This window comes from Mesoterricola sediminis (genome assembly GCF_030295425.1).
In the GTDB taxonomy this organism is placed as follows: Bacteria; Acidobacteriota; Holophagae; order Holophagales; family Holophagaceae; genus Mesoterricola; species Mesoterricola sediminis.
The window spans coordinates 2,372,545-2,388,383 of sequence record NZ_AP027081.1; the positions used below are offsets into that span (position 1 = coordinate 2,372,545).

A 15,839-nucleotide genomic window follows, 5' to 3' on the forward strand; every position below is an offset into this window, starting at 1 on the left:
GACAATAGTTAGTAAATCGGGCTCGCAGGAACACGAGCGTACGCCTTGACCGGCGCGCTGACGCGCAGCCCGATCTTACGTTCTTGGACAGGCCCGTAGCGGCAGGGGGCCGGCGCAACCGGGCTATGGGGATTTCGAAATGGGTCGGAGCCCGGGAGGGGACCCGATGGCTCCCTGGATCGTTCCGTGGGGCTCAGATCCGCCCTTCGGGATCACCGTTCCCGGCGGGATGCTGAGGTGCAGGCAGACCCCGGTCCAGCCACCCCAACCGGGCAGGCCGGGAGTTGATGTCATGGGCGTTGTGGGGACGGTCAGCATGGATCGTCCTCGGGCGGTGCGCGGATGGTGGCGGGCAGGGGTGTCCGACGGAGGGCCCCGCCGCAGACCGGGCAGGTCTGGGATTCGCGTTCCACCCGTTCCAGGTCGGATGGATCCTTCCGGGGCTTCTTGCAGGTCCCGACGATGGCCCTGGCCTTCTCCAGAAGGCCGCCAGCCTGGAGGGAGCCGTAGAGGCCGGCATGACGGATCTTGTGGAAGCCCGGGGGGAGGACGTGCTGGACCAGGCGCTCGAGGAACTCCACGGGGTGGACCGTTGCAGTGTTGCCGTTCTTGGTGGCGAACGTCACCCGGTCCTCGGTGACGTCCAGGAGCCGGGAGTTGGCGATGCCGACCCGGTGGGTGTACCGGGCCAGGTAGCCGGCCACATGGCTGGAGTGCCCGAACGGCTTCTTGGCGTGGACGCCCCAGTCCAGATCGCTGACCGTGGCCATCCGACTGGCGTAGAGTTCCTTCGGGACCTCAGGGAAGGCGCCCTTCGCCTGGAGCCGGCCCAGGGCGTTGAGCATCTTGGCCCGGAACACCTCACCCATCATGGCCACCGGGAACAGGTAATTCTTCCCGCTGGGGATGAAGCCTCCGCCGTCGAGGGCGAGGCCCCCGGCGGTGACCAGCACATGGAGGTGGGGGTGGAAGGTCAACTCCCGGGTCCAGGTGTGCAGCACCAGCAGCAGGCCGGGAATGGCCTTCAGTCGGCTCCGGAACAGCTTCAGGAGGGTCTTCGTCGCTGCCCGGAACAGGGCGCCGTAGAACTTGGCCGGATACTGCCGGGCCAGGAACCGCAGTTCCGCCGGGAGGGTGAACACCAGGTGGAAGTGGGGCACGTCCAGGAGGCGCTGGGTCTCCTTGTCGAGCCAGCGTTCCTGGGCCAGGGCCTGGCACTTGGGGCAGTGCCGGTCCCGGCAGGAGTTGTAGGCGATCCGCTCGAAGTCACCGTGCTCGCAGACCTCCTTGTGCCCGCCCAGGGCCGCGGTGCGGCATTGGCCGATGGCCGTGAGGACGCGGCGCTGCTGCCGGTTCAAGGCAACCCGGCTTTCCAGGGCGTCGCGGTGGAGGCGGACGATGTCGGCGATGTCGAAACGGGGTCGGGTGAACCCCACCGCCCTACTCCGGCAGGTCCTCCAGAGGGCTTCGCACGGCGGCGATCTGGCCTGGCGCCACCTGGGTGTAGATCTGGGTGGAGGTGATGCTGGCGTGGCCCAGGACCACCTGGATCTTGCGCAGGTCCTCGCCGCTCTCCAGCAGGTGGGTCGCGAACGCGTGGCGCAGAAGGTGGGGGTTCACGAACTTGCCGATGCCGGAGACGGCCGCTGCGCAAAGGAGGGCGCGCCGGGCGGTGTCCGCGCAGAGGGGCCCTCCCGACTTGGAGGCGAACAGCCAAGGCTTCGGGGGCTGCATGTGCTTGTAGTAGGTCCGCAGCGCCCGGTAGAGCTTGGCCCCCATGGGCACCATCCGGTCCTTGCCGCCCTTTCCATCGCGGACGTGGATCACCTGCTGCATGGCGTCGATGTCCCGGGTCTCGAGCCGGCAGGCCTCGTTGATCCGCAGGCCGGTGGCGTAGACCAGAGTGAAGAAGGTGCGGTATTTCGTGGTGGTGAACCCGTCCAGCAGCCGCGCAACCTCAGCCTGGCTCAAGGTGGAAGGCAGGTGGGCCTTGGCCTTGGGGACGGTGATCCAGGCCACCTTCTCGGGCTGGCCCAGGGTCCGGGCATAGAGGAACTTCAAGGCTGAGTAGTGGAGGGCCAGCCGGGAGGCTCCGATGGCCTGCTGCCGGAGGACGTCCACCCACCGCCGCACCGATTCCTGGCTGGCGTCGCATGGGTCGTGGCCAAGGAATTCCTCGAAACGCCTCACCGATGCGACGTACTGCTGGATCGTCTTATGGGCGCGGTTCGCCATTTGAAGGTCCCCGGCGAACCGGGACAGAGATAAACTGACCGCCATTGCAGTCCTCCATGAATGTGGGGCTGGTGCTGTAACACCGCCACATCCATGGGGACTGCAAGCTGTAGATCCCGCAAGCCTTATTGGACGATCAGGCTGGACGGACGCTGATCACCCCTGCCGCGAAGCGGCTTCGTCCAAGTTGACAGTTTGAGGTGAAGGAAATCCCCCAACAGGAGAGGATTTCCCCATGAGCAGAAACAAGCCCCAAACCCTTCCGGAGGGTGCCGCCGGAACGGAGCGTAGCGAAGTGGAGGCGGCACCCTCCGGGCGCCGCGGCGCCCCCGGCCGGCGTTCCGTGGACGACAAGGTGGCCGCGTCGAACCAGTCCACCTAGCTCATCTGCAGCCCGACCACACTGCCGTGGTCCAGCACATGGTCGAAGTCTGTGAATGCATGGTCCTGGGCCTGGATCACACCCTTTCCCCCCCCTGCCAACAATGGTGAGACAGGAGTTTTCCGTAGGATTAGAGGTATGGCGTAGAGGGAAAGAGCAGCATGAGCAAGGTCGTGAAACTGGGCAGCGGGGAAGTGGACCCGACCCGGCCCAAGCGTCGTCGGTTCGACGTCAATTCCAAGCTGAGGATCCTGGCCGAGGTGGATACCTTCACCCAGCCCGGGCAGATTGCTGCCCGGGCTGGGTGAAGGGCTCTACTGGACGCATATCTTGCGATGACAGCGCGAGCGGGAGGACGGGATCCTAAAGTCCCTCCAGCCCGTGAAGCGCCCGGGGGACAGCTTTTCAGTCCTGGGCAACAACCCGGCTCAGGAGCCAGCAGAGGAGAGGGAACCAACCGATGGCCTGCATCAGCCACCAGCCGTGGTCCTTGGGGTTGACCTTCCTGGTGTGCAGGCTTGTCCGGAAACCGGCAATCCCCACCAGGAGGGTCAGGGGAAGAAACCAGATCTGGTTCATGGACATGGGTCCGGTGCGGGTTGGTTTCTGGGTGCGCCATCGGCCCGCAGGTAGCATTCCGGGCAGGCCTTGAGCAGGATGGCTGCGGATCGGCCATTGAGGTCGCACCCGTGTTCTTGGATGGCGATGGGATGGCAGCTGAGGCGGTTCTCCAATGGGGATCCGGTGACCCGGCAGATCCCCCTTGCCTCCGGACGGGGTGGCCCAGCGCGGAGCAGCAGGGCGGAACAAGGCAGGGCGGCCATCATGGGAGGGTCTCCTGAAGGCGGTCTAGAATTTGACGAGCATGGCCAAGGTCAAGCGGCTTTCGGTCTTGCGGAGGTCCGGGGCCCAGCCTGGCACGGTGGAACCCGGCGCCCCCTGGTTGCCTCCAGGCGGGGTCACGCCGCCGCTGCCAGCGAAGTAGGGCACGCTCGCGCCCCGCCGGTTGAACTCGCCCCGGAAGGTGATGAACGGGTTGGGCAGGTAGTCGTAGGTCACGGACCCATCCCAGGCGTGGTAGGGGTCGCCGGGGTTCTGGGTGAAGTAGGGGGTGCCGCTGGTCGCCGTCGCCCCGTTGATGGGGGGCATCAGCACGAGGTATCTGCCGGGGTTGGAGATGGCACCACCGCCCAGGGTGATGGCGTGGCGATCGTGGGCGAACCAGAACCGCTGGTAGAGCATCCAGCCCGCGAAATACTGCTTGGGGGCGTCGGGGGCCCCGGACCGGCTCGCTCCACCCCCCTGCTCATCACCGAAGTCGAAGGTGAAGGACAGGGCCATCTTGTCCAGCGGGGCCGACGGCCGGTCGTAATACTTCCACTGGATGCTGTTGTCCGTGTGGCGGCGGGTGCGTTTCCGGTTCCCCAGGGTGTCGGCCCCCAGGATGTAGTTGTTGGAGATGATGGCGAGGTCAGCTGTAGGCCGCCAGGTCAGGGAGGCCCCCACGCCTGGCGTGTTGTTGAACATGTTGTAGGACTGCCAGCCGTTGGTCAGCCAGAGTTCCAGTTTCAGCCGGTCGGACGGAAAGACTTGGAGCCGAAGCCCGTTGAAGAACCAGGGCGTGTTGCTGGAGACGTAGGATGGCTGGTACGCCCAATTGTCGAAATTGTAGTAGCTGAACAGGCCGATGTAGGACATGAAGATCCCGGCGTCCAGGTTGACGCCATGGAGGGCGTCCCAGTGGTATCCGCCGTAGGCCTCCGATACGTAGCGGTAGGCGTCGCCGGTGTTCCACTGGCCCTTGGCTGTGCTCGCGTCGTTTCGGGGGGTCATGGTCGCGTAGAGCCCGAACTGGGTGAGCAGCCTTCCCCGGACATGGTTCCAGTGGAAGTCACCGCCGACCGCGAGTTGCTGCACATGGACTTCGTTCGTCCTGCCCAGTTCGCTGGAGCCGGTCAAGGTGTGGTCTTGCGGGTGATTGAAGTCGTAGACGAAATTGAGGTCCGCCCGGAATTCCCCGGTGAAGTACTTGGTGTCAAGCAGCGAATCCGTCTGCCGGGAAGTGCCGTTGAGCCACGTGAAGTCAGCGAAGGCGAAGGGCTCCGCCTGGAGAGGTGCCGCGCCCGGGCCTGGTGGCGAGGACAATCCTGCGGCGGCTGGGCCGCCTTTGTCCGGTGCACCCTGGGGAAAGGCAGGGACGGCCAGGCCGACACCAAGAACAAGCAGGAAGAGGGTTCGCATGGGAACTCCGATCGGCCCGCCGGGATGGCGAAGAGCCGCCATCACCATCGGTCTTCCAGCGTCAAGGCCGGATCAAGGTTGGCCCCAAAGGCATCAAACTTGTGTCAAGGGCCCGCTCCAAGGCCACCGTGGCGGGTGGCAGGATCGCATTCCCTGAAGGTGGATGGCCCCGGGTTGAATCCGGGGGTTTACTCCTAGCGGACGGTCAAGCCACGCACTCCAACCGGAAGACCGTTCGAGTCTTTCTCCAGCCACCCCCACGTTAGGCCCGAAACCACCTGGTTACGGGCCTTTTCCCAAGGGCGCGGAACCCAAGGGGCCCGATCCGGTTGATTTCCCGAAAGCCAACCGGATCGGTTGATTCGCACCGTCCCCGCCGCCGGCCGGCTCCGATCTGGGCTACCCTGGCCTTCCCCGGATCGCTCCCCCTCCGGCGGTGGATCCCATGGCCCCCAACGCGCCCGAAGCCCTTGCCGCCCAGCTGGAAGCCCTCTACCGGGCCGAGGCGGGGCGGATCCTGGCCACCCTCATCCGGCTCCTGGGGGATTTCGACCTGGCGGAGGACGGGCTGCACGATGCGTTCGCGGCGGCCCTGGAGGCCTGGGCCCGGGACGGGGTGCCCGACCATCCGCGGGCGTGGCTGGTCTCAGCGGGGCGCTTCAAGGCCATCGACCGGCTGCGGCGCCGGGCGAGGACCGACGTGCCCATGGCCGCGGTGCCGGAACCGGCGGATCCGGACGCCCTGGCGGGTCTGGAGGCCGAGGACCCGGAGGTCGCGGACGACCGCCTGCGCCTCATCTTCACCTGCTGCCACCCGGCGCTGGCGCCGGAGGCCAGCGCGGCCCTGACCCTGCGGGAGGTGTGCGGCCTGACCACGGAGGCCATCGCCAGCGCCTTCCTCACCCGCCCCACCACGCTGGCGCAGCGCATCGTGCGGGCCAAGGCGAGGATCCGCGAGGCCCGGATTCCCTACGAGGTCCCGGGCCGGGCGGACATGCCGGCGCGGCTGGACGCGGTGCTCCAGGTCCTCTACCTGGTGTTCAACGAGGGGTACGCCGCCTCCTCCGGGGCGACCCTCACCCGGCCCGACCTGTCGGACGAGGCCATCCGCCTGGGGCGGCTCCTGGTGGAGCTCCTGCCGGACGGAGAGACGATGGGGCTCCTGGCCCTGATGTTGCTGCACGAGGCCCGCCGCCCGGCCCGCATCTCCCCGGAGGGGGATCTGGTCCTGCTGGAGGACCAGGACCGGTCCCGCTGGGACCGGAGCCGGATCGCGGAGGGGCGGCGGTGGCTGGACCGGGCCATGGCCTCGGGCCGGATCGGCCCCTACACCCTCCAGGCGGCGATCGCGGCGGTCCATGCGGAGGCCCCCCGGGCGGCCGCCACGGACTGGACCCGGATCATCGGGCTGTACCACCTCCTGGGGCGCGTGGCCCCCTCCCCTGTGGTGGAGCTCAACGCGGCGGCGGCGGTGGCCATGCGGGACGGGCCGGAGGCCGGGCTGGCCCTCATCGACGCCCTTCTGGCCCAGGGCCACCTGGCGGACTACACCCCGGCCCACGCGGCCCGCGGCGACCTGTGCCGGCGCCTGGGGCGGACCGGGGAGGCCCGGGCCGCCTACGCGCGGGCGCTCCAACTGGCCCGGCAGGAACCCGAGCGGCGCCACCTGGCCCGGCGCCTGGCCGAATTTCCGTAGGATGTCGATCCGGACCCTCGCCCGACGACTACAGGGGAAGGCGCTTCCGCCTTCCCCCCAGGAGCTCCCATGAAATACATCTGTTTCGGTTACTTGGACGTTCCCGCGTGGAGCCAGCTCTCCCCGGAGGAACAGAACGCCCGGATCGACGCCTGCTTCGCCTACGACGCGGAACTGAAGCGGAACGGCAACTGGGCCGGCGGCGAGGGCCTGCAGGGCCCGGAGACGGCCGCGATGGTGCGCTTCGACCAGGGCCGGGTCACCGTGACCGACGGCCCCTACGCCGAGACCAAGGAGCTCCTGGGCGGGCTCCTGATGCTGGAGGCGCGGGACCTGAACCACGCCATCCAGCTCATCTCGAACCACCCGGGGGTGACGATGGGCCCCTGGGAGATCCGGCCGGCCGCGGACCTGACGGAGATGATCCGCGCCAGCGAAGCCCGGCGGCGTCTGGCTACGCATTAGAACGCCCTTTATGGCGTCGCCAGGCTAGGCCGTCAGGTTCCGCAGGTCCTCCAGGAGTCCGGGTCCGGTGGGCGCCCAACCGAGCGCCTCCCGGGTCCGGGCGCTGGAGGCGGGGATGTCCCACGCCGCGAAGGCCGCGAGCCAGCCGAAGTGACCCTCGGCCTCTGCGGGCGCGAGGGCGGTCACGGGCACCCGGAGGGCCTCGCCGATGGCCTCCGCGATGGCCCGGAAGGGAACGCCCTCCTCCGCCACCGCGTGGTAGCGCCCGCCGGCCTCGCCCCGCTCCAGGACCAGCCGGTAGAGCCGGGCCGTGTCCAGCCGGTGCGCGGCGGGCCAGCGGTTGCCGCCGTCGCCCACGTAGGCGGAACGCCCCGCGGCCCGGGCGAGCTCGAGGGCGGGGGTCACGAGCCCCTGCCGGCGCCTGTCGTGGATCTGGGCCAGGCGAACCACCCGCACATCGCCGCCCCGGGCCGCCACGGCGTCCGCCGCCTCCTCCGAGGCGGCGCGGGGGATGGCCCCGGAGGGGGCCGGGGGATCCGATTCCAGGGCGGTCCGCCCGGGCCGCGTCACCCCCATGCCGGTGCCGGAGGTGACGATCAGGGGGCGGTCCGAGCCGGCCAGGGCCGCGCCCAGGGCCTCGACGACCCGGCGGTCCGCCTCACAGTTGGCCTCATACCGGGAGAAATCGTGGTTGAAGGCGGTGTGGATCACCGCATCGGCCCGGGCGGCGGCCTCCCCCAGGCCCGCCAGGTCCTCCAGGTCGCCGCGCTGGACCTGGGCCCCGGCCCGGGCGAGGGCTTCGGCCCCCGCGTCGGAGCGGGCCAGGCCCAGCACCTGGTGGCCCGCGTCCAGCAGTTCCGGCACGAGGGCCGAGCCGATGAACCCCGTGGCGCCGGTCAAGAAGATCCGCATGGTCCTGCCTCCAGACGTCGACGCGCCGCCGGAAGGGCGGCGCAGACCCAGGATGGGGGGCGCGGCCAGGACGATCCAGGGTGTATAGTCCATATCTTCTATGTGATCGTCCAGAAGCCATGGATCCCCTCTCCTCCGTCCTCACCCTCCTGAAGCCCCGCAGCTACATGGCCGGCGGCCTGGACATGGGCGAGCCCTGGTCCCTGGCCTTCGGCCGCTACGAAGGGGTCAAGTTCCACGCCCTGGTGTCGGGCGCGTGCTGGCTGGCGGTGGAGGGCGTCGCGGCGCCCCTGCGGATCGCGGCGGGCGACGGCATTCTGTTGCCCTCCGGCCGCCCGTTCCGCATGGCCAGCGACCTGGCCCTGCCCCCCGTGGAGGCCCTGTCCGTCATCCCCCAGCCCTTGAACGGCGGGATCTTCACGTACCACGGCGGCGGCGCCTGTCTGGGCCTGGGCGGCCACGTCGCCCTCTCCGGCGATTCCGCCTTCCTCCTCGAAGGGCTGCCCCCGGTGATCCACCTGGCGAAGGCCTCGGACCGGGCAGCCATGCGCGGATCCCTGGAGCAGATGATCCAGGAACTGCGCGAGCCGCGGCCCGGCAGCGCCCTCATCGCCCAGCACCTGGTCAGCGTGATGCTGGTGCAGGCCCTGCGCCTGCACCTGGAGGCCGGGGCCGGCGGCCTCGGATGGCTGGCCGGCCTGGCGGATCCCCAACTCCGGGCCGCCCTGGGCTGCATCCACGGTGAACCGGCCCGGGCCTGGACCCTCCCGCACCTGGCGGCGCGGGCGGGCATGTCCCGGTCCGCCTTCGCCCAGCGGTTCAAGGCGGTGGTGGGCACCGCCCCCATCGACTACCTGATCCGCTGGCGCATGCGCCTGGCCGGAGACCGCCTGGCCACCTCCCGGGACACCCTGGCGGAGATCGCGGCGGCCGCGGGCTACGCGTCCGAAAGTGCCTTCGCCATGGCCTTCAAGCGGGTCATGGGGTGCCCACCGCGCGGCTATGGGCGCCGGCGGCAGGCGGAAGCCGCGGCCCGGCCCCAGGCCCTGGAGCCCCCCGACCCTTGACGGAAAATTGAGCATATGACCACAATGACCTGGGATGCCGCCCGTGCCTTGGGCCGCTTCCAGGAGGTTCGCCATGTCCGCGCCCGCCGTTCCACCCGCCTCCGCCCGGGAGGGGGCCCCGTCGTCCCGTCCCACGCCCGGGGAACCGGCCCTGGTTCCCGGCGGGCTGCGCCTGGCCCTCGTGACCCGGCGGGAGGGGCCCCTGGCGCCCTTCCGGGCGGCCCTGGAATCCCACGGCTTCCAGGTGGACGTGCACCGCTCCGGCTGGGACCTGCTCCGGACCGCCCCGGGGCGGGGCTGGAGCCTGGTCGTGCTCGACGGCCTCCAGACGGAGGTCCTGGCAGAACGGGGAGCCGTGCCTGCGGCCGTGATCACCGAGCTGCCGCCCGCGGCCTTCGCGGCCGCCACCGCCGGCCTGGCGGTGCTGTGCGCGCTGCCGCCCGCGCCTGGCGCGGCCGAGGCCGAGGCCCTGCTGGCGCGCCTCCGCGCCGCCGGGGGACTGGACCCTCGGATCGAGGCCGCCCAGGTCCGGCTCGACGCGATGAGCCGGAGACACCACCCCCACTGCGTGGTCTGCTGGGACCGGCATCCCTTCGGCCTCAAGGTGGACTACCGCGTGACCGGCGAGCACCGCGTCGCGGGCGTGTTCGACTGCGGCAAGTCCTACGAGGGCTATGAGAACGTGCTCCACGGAGGCGTGGTCTCCAGCCTCCTGGACGGCGCGATGGCGAGCTGCATGCTGGCCAGGGGCATCGAGGCCTACACCGTCGAGCTCCGCCTCCGGTTCCGGCGGCCCGCGCTGATCGGCGAACCCGCGATCATCCGAGGCGAATGGCTCCGGAACGAAGGGCCCCTCCACCTGCTGCAGGCCTCCCTCGAGCAGGGCGGCCTGGCCCGGGCCAGCGCCCGCGCGAAGTTCTTCGAGGGCACGCCCCTCGAGCCCAGCCAACCCATGCCTGGCGGCCCAGGGGTGCGCCCCCTCCTGAGCCAGGCCCGCAAGCGTCTCTCCTGACGCAAGGAGCATCCATGGACACCCGCACCCTGGGATTCAACACGAAACTGGTCCACGCCGGCATTCCCCACGATGCCTACGGGGCCGTGGTGACGCCCATCTACCAGACCTCTACCTTCGCGTTCGACGACGCCCGCCAGGGCGCGGACCGGTTCTCGGGCGCCGCCGGGGGCTACATCTACACCCGCATCGGCAACCCCACCACGGCCGCCCTGGAGGAGAACGTCGCCCAGCTCGAGAACGGCTTCGGCGCCACGGCCATGGCCAGCGGCATGGGCGCGGTGAGCACCGTCTACCTCGCCCTGCTGGGCGCCGGGGACCACATGGTGAGCACCGATTCCGTGTACGGGCCCAGCCGCGGGCTCATGGAGAAGCACATGAGCCGCTTCGGGGTGGCCTCCACCTACGTGGACACCTCCGACCTGGAGAACCTCCGGAACGCCATGAGGCCCGAGACCAGGCTCGTCTACGTGGAGAGCCCCTCGAACCCCGCGATGGCCGTGACCGACATCAGGGCCGCGGCCGACATCGCCCACGCCGCCGGCGCCCTCCTGGTGGTGGACAACACCTTCGCCAGCCCCCACCTCCAGAAGCCCCTGGACCTGGGCGCGGACGTGGTGCTGCACTCGGTCACCAAGTTCATCAACGGCCACGCCGATGTCGTCGGCGGCATCGTCGTCGCGAAGACCGAAGCCCTCCACAAGCGGATCCGCGCCATGCTCGTGAACCTCGGGGCGAACATGGACCCCCACCAGGCCTACCTGGTCAGCCGCGGCCTCAAGACCCTGGCCCTGCGGGTGGAGCGCGCCCAGGAGAATGCCCGCGCCGTGGCGGCCTGGCTGTCGGAGCATCCCGCCGTGGCGTGGGTGAGCTACGTCGGCCTGCCCAGCCATCCCCAGCATGCGCTGGCCCGGCGCCAGATGTCGGGCCCCGGCTCCATGATCGCCTTCGAGCTGAAGGGCGGCGTGGAGGCCGGCCGCGTCGTCATGGACAGCGTGCGCCTCGCGGGCCTCGCCGTGTCCCTGGGCGGCGTGGAGACCCTCATCAGCCACCCCGCCTCCATGACCCACGCCGGCATGGCCCGGGAGGACCGCCTGAAGGCGGGCATCACCGACGGCCTCGTGCGCCTTTCCGTGGGCATCGAGGATGCTGCGGACATCCTCGCGGACCTCGGCCAGGCCTTGGCCCGGGCGGCCGGTCCTCAGGCGGGCTGACCCAGGGCCGCGGGTCCCGGCAATCGCGCGGCCACGGCGAGGAGGTCGCGGATCCGCGCCAGGTAACGCTCCACATGGATCTCCCAGCTGTAGCAGGCCCGGACCCGGCGGATCCCGGCCCGCGACCAGCGCTCCCAGGGCCCGGGATCGGCCAGGGCCGCCTTGATGGCGGCGGCCATGGCCGCCGGCTCCCGGACATCCATGAGCAGGCCGTTGCGGCACTGGGTGAGGATGTCGCGGGGCCCGCCATTGTCCGTGGCCACCAGGGGCAGGCCGCAAGCGGCGGCCTCGATCAGGGTGAGGCCGAAGGTCTCCGAGAAGGAGGGGTTGAGGCAGAGCCCGCGGCGCTGGGCCGCGAGCCGGTACAGGTCGGGAATGTCCGCGGGGGCGTGGCCCTTGGGGATGGCCACGTGGCCGTGCAGGTCGTGGAGATCGATGGCCAGGAGGAGTTCGCGCCAGACGGTGCGGGCGGGTTCGGGCAGATCCCGCAGATCCTCGCGGCTGCCGCCGATGATGGCGAGGTTGGCCTGGCGCCGCAGGTCCGGGTCCCGCCCGAAGGCGTGGACGAGGCCCACCAGGTTCTTCCGCGGGGCGGGCCGGCCCACGCAGAGGAGCAGGGGCTTGGCCGGGTCCCGCAGGAAGCGGTCCACCTGGGCCGCCACCGCGGGCGCCCCGGCCCCGCGCCGGAGCGGGGCGAACCGGGCCAGATCGGTGCCCGGGGGCAGGACCACGGCCCGGCGCGGGTTGAAGGCCCCATACCCGGCGTACTGTTCCTCGAGCTCCTGGCGGGTGCTGGCGATGACCAGGGCCGCCTGGGAGAGCACCGCTTCCTCCGCGCGGATGCGCCGGGCGAATTGGAACTGGCGCTCCAGGGCCGCCTCCTGGCCACCGGCCGCGAGCAGCGCCGCCTGCTTGCACCGCCCCAGGGAGTGCCCCGTGTGCACGAAGGGAACCCCCAGCATGCTGGAGAGCCGCATGGCCACGTACCCCGCGTCCGCGTAATGGCTGTGCAGGAGGTCCGGAAGGCGGCGGGCCCTGCGCGCGAAGGCCAGGTAGGCTTCCACCAGGCCGTCCAGATGGTCCCAGAGCCGCTCCTTGCGGACGTAACCCTCCGGACCGCACGGCAGGCGGAGGATCCGGGCCCGGGGCCCCAGGCGCTCCACCGGCTCCGCGTAGGCCGGGCCCGCCCCGGGATCGCACACCCGCCGGGTCAGCAAGTCCACCTGGGCCACGGCCGGATGGCGACCGAGGGCCCGGGCCAATTCGAGGACGTACAGCACCTGCCCCCCCGTGTCGGGATCCCTCCCCAGTTCGGGGTCCACGCCCCGGATCAGACCATGGACGCTGATCAAGAGGAGGTGGAGGCCCGGCCCGCTCATGCCGGCGCCCCCTGCCCCACGAGCCCCCAGGCCTCCAGGAGCCCGAGGATCCCCGCCGGCCCGGGCGCGGGCGCCGGGAAGGCCCGGCCGGGAAGCAGGCCGTCCCGGCCCGGAGCGAGGCCGCACCCGGGCAGGAGCCCCGCCCAGTGCGCCCTCCGGAGGAGGCCCAGGTCATTCTCGGAATCGCCAAAGGCGACGAGGGGCAGACCGGGCGCGTGGGTCCGGCCCAGGGCCTCCACGGCGGTGCCCTTGTCGACCCCTTCGGGGAGGATGTCCAGCTCCCGGCGGCCGGAGGCCAGGACATCCCCGGTCAGGCCGCGGAGGACCAACCGCAGTTGCAGGTCCACCGCCGCCTGCTGGAGATCCCCGGGGTCGTCCACGGTCAGGCCGATCCGGCAGGGAGCATGGACCCCCGGCTGGAACCGGACACCCCAGGGGAGTCCCTCCTCCGCCAGGCGCGCCCTCAGGTCTGGATCCCAGCGGGCGCGGACCCAGGCGGCGTAGGCCGCGTCCTCCTCCCAGCCGCCCTCCGGGCGCCGGTGATGGATCCGCGTCCCCACGTCCGTCACCAGGTGGTGGGGGAACAGACGCACGTGCCTGGCCAGGAGGGCCAGGGCCGAGGCGAAGCCCCGCCCCGTCGCGAAGGTGAGCACCAGGCCCGGGATCCGGGCCACGGCCGCCTCCAGGCGCCGGAGCGCCCCGGTCTGTCCCGGGGCGGGGATCCAGGTGCCGTCCAGGTCCGAGACGAGGTGACAGGTGCTGGGTTTCGCAGGCAGGGCCATGGTTGCCTCCTGGCGCGGTTCGATCCGCATCCAGGAAGGCGGCCCGACCTTCCCCTTGCCTGCGCCCCCGGAGGGGACGCACCCGACAAACAGAGTCTCCGGGGACCGGAGCTAGGAAAGAACCAGCATCAGGTTTCCCAAAACCTGACGGAAGGACGGCTGAAAAATTAGTTTGCATTGCAAAGCATATGAATGTCAAGGGGCGGAGCCCCGCGTCCCCTCAGCGCCCAGCGCCCGCCGGGCCCGCGGCGCCCAGGGCCAGGTCCAGGGCCCTGTCCAGGACCTCGTCCCGCCCCGCCCGGAGGCCCTCCAGGGTGCGGGCGACGGGAAGGGTGGGCAGGATGCCCACGCCGGCCAGGGGGGTGCCGTCGTGCTTGGGCACCTTCATGCCGGTCCACGCGATGCGCAGGCCCCCGGCCAGGAAGGGGTTCACGTTGCCGTCCACGCCGGCGGTGGCCTCGCCGAGGATCTCGCCGAGCTTGTAGTGCTCCACGAAGTCCATGAGGAGCTCGGCCTGGGAGATGGCCCGGGCGTCCACCAGGAAGAACCGACGCGCCTCCAGCTTCGGGGCCTCCGGCTGGATCGACCACCCCTCCCGCTGGAAGGTCAGGTCCCCCCGGTCGGGCCGGGTGATGACGGGGACCAGGAAGGGCGGGGTCTGGAGCGGCGCGTCCGTGAAGTGCGCGAAGAGCTTCTGCCAGGCCCCGAAGGAGGGGTAGCCCCGCATGTCCAGGACCAGGGCCCGGGCGCCGCCGATGGCCTGGAGGGTGGATTCCACGGTCTCCCGGGTCAGCCGGGCCAGGTCCACGTACCACACCCCGGGGCGGAGCTCCACGCAGGCCCCGGCGGGCCGGGGCTCCCGGGGCACCGTCTGCCGGAAGGGGCGCTGGACCCGGACGGTGCGCATGGCGCCGTCCTCCCCGCGGAGGGTCAGCTCGACGGACCCCGCGGGCCCCTGCAGGAGGCCCGTGGCTTCCAGGTACCGGAGCCCCTGGGTCGAGGAGGCCGGCAGCGTCGGGGCCAGCTCCGCCACCGCGCGGGCCGTGGGCACGCCGTCCACGGCCACCAGCACATCGCCCGCGTGGACCGTGGCCTTCAGGTCCTCGGCCACGCCGCACACCGCCAGGTCGGAGCCCACCCAGGCCAGGGAGAGGCCCGGCCCCGCCTCCACCTCGCGCCAGAGGGGCGACACGTAGCCGTGGGCGTCCTGGAGGCTGGCCATCAGCGTGCGGACGCTGCGGAGGTAGGCCTCGGGGGAGGGGCTCTCCGCCACCTGCGCCAGGACGCGGGGAAGCTGGGCCGGCCAGTCCACCTGGGTCCAGTCGAAGTTGGGGTAGAAGTGCTGGATCACGTTCCACACCTCCACCACCGCCCCCAGGCGCGTGGCGCGGTCCTCCGCGTTGCCCGCGGCGGGGACGGGCCAGGTGGGCTCGGGCAGGATCCCGGGCGGGGCGGGCGCGGGGCCGGTGCGCGGCAGGGTCCGCCGGTGGCGGTCCGCGTAGCAGCCCAGGGGCAGCTGCAGCCGCACCCCGCCCCCCAGATCGAAGCAGGGCGCCGCGACGGGCTCCGCTCCCGGCCGGCCCTTCCGCGCCAGGGGCGTGTAGGTGCGGGTGCTGCTGTAGACGCTCTTCCGGGAGAGGCCGACGCCGTAGTGGCGCCATTGGACCACCTGGGCGGCCTCCCGGGGCCGGGGGAGGGGCTGGGGCCGCTGCCCCGGCTCCAGGAACCGGGCCATGGGCGCGTAGGGCCCGAGGATCGCGCGCAGGCGCCGGGCCAGGTCCGCGTCATCCGCGGCCCCCTCCGCCGCGCGGACCCCGGCGCGGGCCACCTCGTCCCAGGGCGCGGCCTCCGCCGCGTCGGCGGGGTGGAAGAACCGTACGTAGCCGTAGGCCCGGGCGAAGGCCACCAGGTTCCGGAGCCCCCGGGGACCCAGGGGCCGCGGCGCCTCCGGGACGGGCGTGTCCCCCAGGGTCTCCAGGGAAACCTGGGCGAGACCGAGGCTTCCGCCGCCCCCCAGGAGCCAGGCGCCCACCACGATCCGTTCCGCATCCGGGGCCACGTCCCCCACGATCTCCGCGGCGGTCCAGGCTGTCGCCGTCACCGGACGGTCCCGCATGCCGTCGAAGAATCCCTTGGCCCCGCCTGGCCGGTCCACCCGCAACCACAGGTGGCCGGTCCCAGTCCCCCCGCCCTCCCGCTGAAGGAGGGCCGTCAACCGCACCCGCTTGCCCCGGAAGGGCCGGGCATCCAGCGCCTGCGCCAGGTTGGGGCGGGCGTCCTTGTCGGCCCCCTCGCCCAGGCGGATCACCACGCTGGGCCGGTCCAGCCCCGCCCCCGCCTCCCGCCGCGCGACCACCCCGCCCGGGGCGTTGACCCGCCACCCCGCGGGCACCCCGCCCGGCCCCGCCTCCTGGAAGCCCCCATTCCGCAGGCTTCGCGGAAGCGGAGCCGGCT

The 15,839-nt window shown here is 71.5% G+C and carries 15 protein-coding genes; 7 read left to right on the forward strand and 8 right to left on the reverse strand.

The features are described 5' to 3' along the window. Nucleotides 1-311: 311 nt before the first annotated feature. Both R2J75_RS10495 and R2J75_RS10500 read right to left on the reverse strand, forming a co-directional pair. Nucleotides 312-1,436, reverse strand: a complete 1,125-nt coding sequence (locus R2J75_RS10495) for an IS91 family transposase (RefSeq protein WP_316410089.1) — start codon at nucleotides 1,434-1,436, stop codon at nucleotides 312-314. A gap of 4 nt (nucleotides 1,437-1,440) precedes the next feature. Further along, nucleotides 1,441-2,280, reverse strand: coding sequence for a tyrosine-type recombinase/integrase (locus tag R2J75_RS10500; protein WP_316410090.1), 840 nt, complete (start codon nucleotides 2,278-2,280; stop codon nucleotides 1,441-1,443). A 190-nt stretch (nucleotides 2,281-2,470) separates the two neighbouring features. Here R2J75_RS10500 and R2J75_RS10505 point away from each other — a divergent pair, with 190 nt between their 5' ends. After that, on the forward strand, nucleotides 2,471-2,617 hold the full coding sequence (locus R2J75_RS10505) for a hypothetical protein (protein WP_243330458.1): 147 nt from the start codon (nucleotides 2,471-2,473) through the stop codon (nucleotides 2,615-2,617). 161 nt (nucleotides 2,618-2,778) lie between these two features. Then, nucleotides 2,779-2,925, forward strand: a complete 147-nt coding sequence (locus R2J75_RS10510; protein WP_243330460.1) for a hypothetical protein — start codon at nucleotides 2,779-2,781, stop codon at nucleotides 2,923-2,925. Nucleotides 2,926-3,022: 97 nt separating this feature from the next. Here the strand turns inward: R2J75_RS10510 and R2J75_RS10515 are convergent, their stop codons facing one another. After that, on the reverse strand, nucleotides 3,023-3,196 hold the full coding sequence (locus R2J75_RS10515; RefSeq protein WP_243345933.1) for a hypothetical protein: 174 nt from the start codon (nucleotides 3,194-3,196) through the stop codon (nucleotides 3,023-3,025). A 270-nt stretch (nucleotides 3,197-3,466) separates the two neighbouring features. Next, the gene (locus R2J75_RS10520) at nucleotides 3,467-4,762 is read right to left on the reverse strand and encodes an outer membrane beta-barrel protein (RefSeq protein WP_316410091.1); all 1,296 of its coding nucleotides are present in this window, start codon (nucleotides 4,760-4,762) and stop codon (nucleotides 3,467-3,469) included. A 541-nt stretch (nucleotides 4,763-5,303) separates the two neighbouring features. Between R2J75_RS10520 and R2J75_RS10525 the strand changes: the two genes are divergently transcribed. Together R2J75_RS10525 and R2J75_RS10530 are read left to right on the forward strand one after the other, a co-directional pair. Further along, a complete protein-coding gene (locus tag R2J75_RS10525) occupies nucleotides 5,304-6,554 on the forward strand; it encodes an RNA polymerase sigma factor (protein WP_279342651.1) in 1,251 nt (416 codons plus the stop codon). A gap of 69 nt (nucleotides 6,555-6,623) precedes the next feature. Beyond that, nucleotides 6,624-7,019, forward strand: coding sequence for a YciI family protein (locus R2J75_RS10530; protein ID WP_243330467.1), 396 nt, complete (start codon nucleotides 6,624-6,626; stop codon nucleotides 7,017-7,019). A gap of 24 nt (nucleotides 7,020-7,043) precedes the next feature. Here R2J75_RS10530 and R2J75_RS10535 read toward each other — a convergent pair whose 3' ends face one another. After that, nucleotides 7,044-7,931 carry an SDR family oxidoreductase gene (locus R2J75_RS10535; RefSeq protein WP_243330469.1) on the reverse strand — a complete coding sequence of 296 codons (888 nt, stop codon included), beginning with the start codon at nucleotides 7,929-7,931 and terminating at the stop codon, nucleotides 7,044-7,046. A gap of 119 nt (nucleotides 7,932-8,050) precedes the next feature. Here R2J75_RS10535 and R2J75_RS10540 point away from each other — a divergent pair, with 119 nt between their 5' ends. The 3 genes from R2J75_RS10540 (at nucleotide 8,051) to R2J75_RS10550 (ending at nucleotide 11,224) form a co-directional block, all read left to right on the forward strand. After that, complete coding sequence (locus R2J75_RS10540; protein WP_316410092.1) at nucleotides 8,051-8,998, forward strand: AraC family transcriptional regulator; 948 nt, start codon at nucleotides 8,051-8,053, stop codon at nucleotides 8,996-8,998. A 73-nt stretch (nucleotides 8,999-9,071) separates the two neighbouring features. After that, nucleotides 9,072-10,010: a PaaI family thioesterase gene (locus R2J75_RS10545; RefSeq protein ID WP_243330472.1), complete on the forward strand. Its 939-nt coding sequence runs from the start codon at nucleotides 9,072-9,074 to the stop codon at nucleotides 10,008-10,010. Nucleotides 10,011-10,024: 14 nt separating this feature from the next. Next, nucleotides 10,025-11,224: a trans-sulfuration enzyme family protein gene (locus R2J75_RS10550; RefSeq protein ID WP_243330474.1), complete on the forward strand. Its 1,200-nt coding sequence runs from the start codon at nucleotides 10,025-10,027 to the stop codon at nucleotides 11,222-11,224. Here R2J75_RS10550 and R2J75_RS10555 read toward each other — a convergent pair. The 3 genes from R2J75_RS10555 to R2J75_RS10565 all read right to left on the reverse strand — a co-directional run bounded on the left by R2J75_RS10555 (nucleotide 11,212) and on the right by R2J75_RS10565 (nucleotide 15,777). Then, nucleotides 11,212-12,603, reverse strand: coding sequence for a glycosyltransferase (locus tag R2J75_RS10555; RefSeq protein ID WP_243345937.1), 1,392 nt, complete (start codon nucleotides 12,601-12,603; stop codon nucleotides 11,212-11,214). The genes R2J75_RS10550 and R2J75_RS10555 overlap by 13 nt on opposite strands. After that, the gene (locus R2J75_RS10560; protein WP_243330477.1) at nucleotides 12,600-13,385 is read right to left on the reverse strand and encodes an HAD family hydrolase; all 786 of its coding nucleotides are present in this window, start codon (nucleotides 13,383-13,385) and stop codon (nucleotides 12,600-12,602) included. The genes R2J75_RS10555 and R2J75_RS10560 overlap by 4 nt, the downstream gene beginning before the upstream one ends. A 220-nt stretch (nucleotides 13,386-13,605) precedes the next feature. After that, a complete protein-coding gene (locus tag R2J75_RS10565) occupies nucleotides 13,606-15,777 on the reverse strand; it encodes a S41 family peptidase (protein WP_316410093.1) in 2,172 nt (723 codons plus the stop codon). Nucleotides 15,778-15,839: the final 62 nt, after the last annotated feature.

Excerpts from the sequence above, each read along its gene's own strand:
- R2J75_RS10540 (WP_316410092.1), top strand. The coding sequence starts at position 8,051 with ATGGATCCCCTCTCCTCCGTCCTCACCCTCCTGAAGCCCCGCAGCTAC.
- R2J75_RS10505 (WP_243330458.1), top strand. The coding sequence starts at position 2,471 with ATGAGCAGAAACAAGCCCCAAACCCTTCCGGAGGGTGCCGCCGGAACG.
- R2J75_RS10560 (WP_243330477.1), bottom strand. The coding sequence starts at position 13,385 with ATGGCCCTGCCTGCGAAACCCAGCACCTGTCACCTCGTCTCGGACCTG.
- R2J75_RS10525 (WP_279342651.1), top strand. The coding sequence starts at position 5,304 with ATGGCCCCCAACGCGCCCGAAGCCCTTGCCGCCCAGCTGGAAGCCCTC.
- R2J75_RS10550 (WP_243330474.1), top strand. The coding sequence starts at position 10,025 with ATGGACACCCGCACCCTGGGATTCAACACGAAACTGGTCCACGCCGGC.
- R2J75_RS10535 (WP_243330469.1), bottom strand. The coding sequence starts at position 7,931 with ATGCGGATCTTCTTGACCGGCGCCACGGGGTTCATCGGCTCGGCCCTC.
- R2J75_RS10545 (WP_243330472.1), top strand. The coding sequence starts at position 9,072 with ATGTCCGCGCCCGCCGTTCCACCCGCCTCCGCCCGGGAGGGGGCCCCG.
- R2J75_RS10530 (WP_243330467.1), top strand. The coding sequence starts at position 6,624 with ATGAAATACATCTGTTTCGGTTACTTGGACGTTCCCGCGTGGAGCCAG.
- R2J75_RS10515 (WP_243345933.1), bottom strand. The coding sequence starts at position 3,196 with ATGAACCAGATCTGGTTTCTTCCCCTGACCCTCCTGGTGGGGATTGCC.
- R2J75_RS10500 (WP_316410090.1), bottom strand. The coding sequence starts at position 2,280 with ATGGCGGTCAGTTTATCTCTGTCCCGGTTCGCCGGGGACCTTCAAATG.
- R2J75_RS10555 (WP_243345937.1), bottom strand. The coding sequence starts at position 12,603 with ATGAGCGGGCCGGGCCTCCACCTCCTCTTGATCAGCGTCCATGGTCTG.
- R2J75_RS10510 (WP_243330460.1), top strand. The coding sequence starts at position 2,779 with ATGAGCAAGGTCGTGAAACTGGGCAGCGGGGAAGTGGACCCGACCCGG.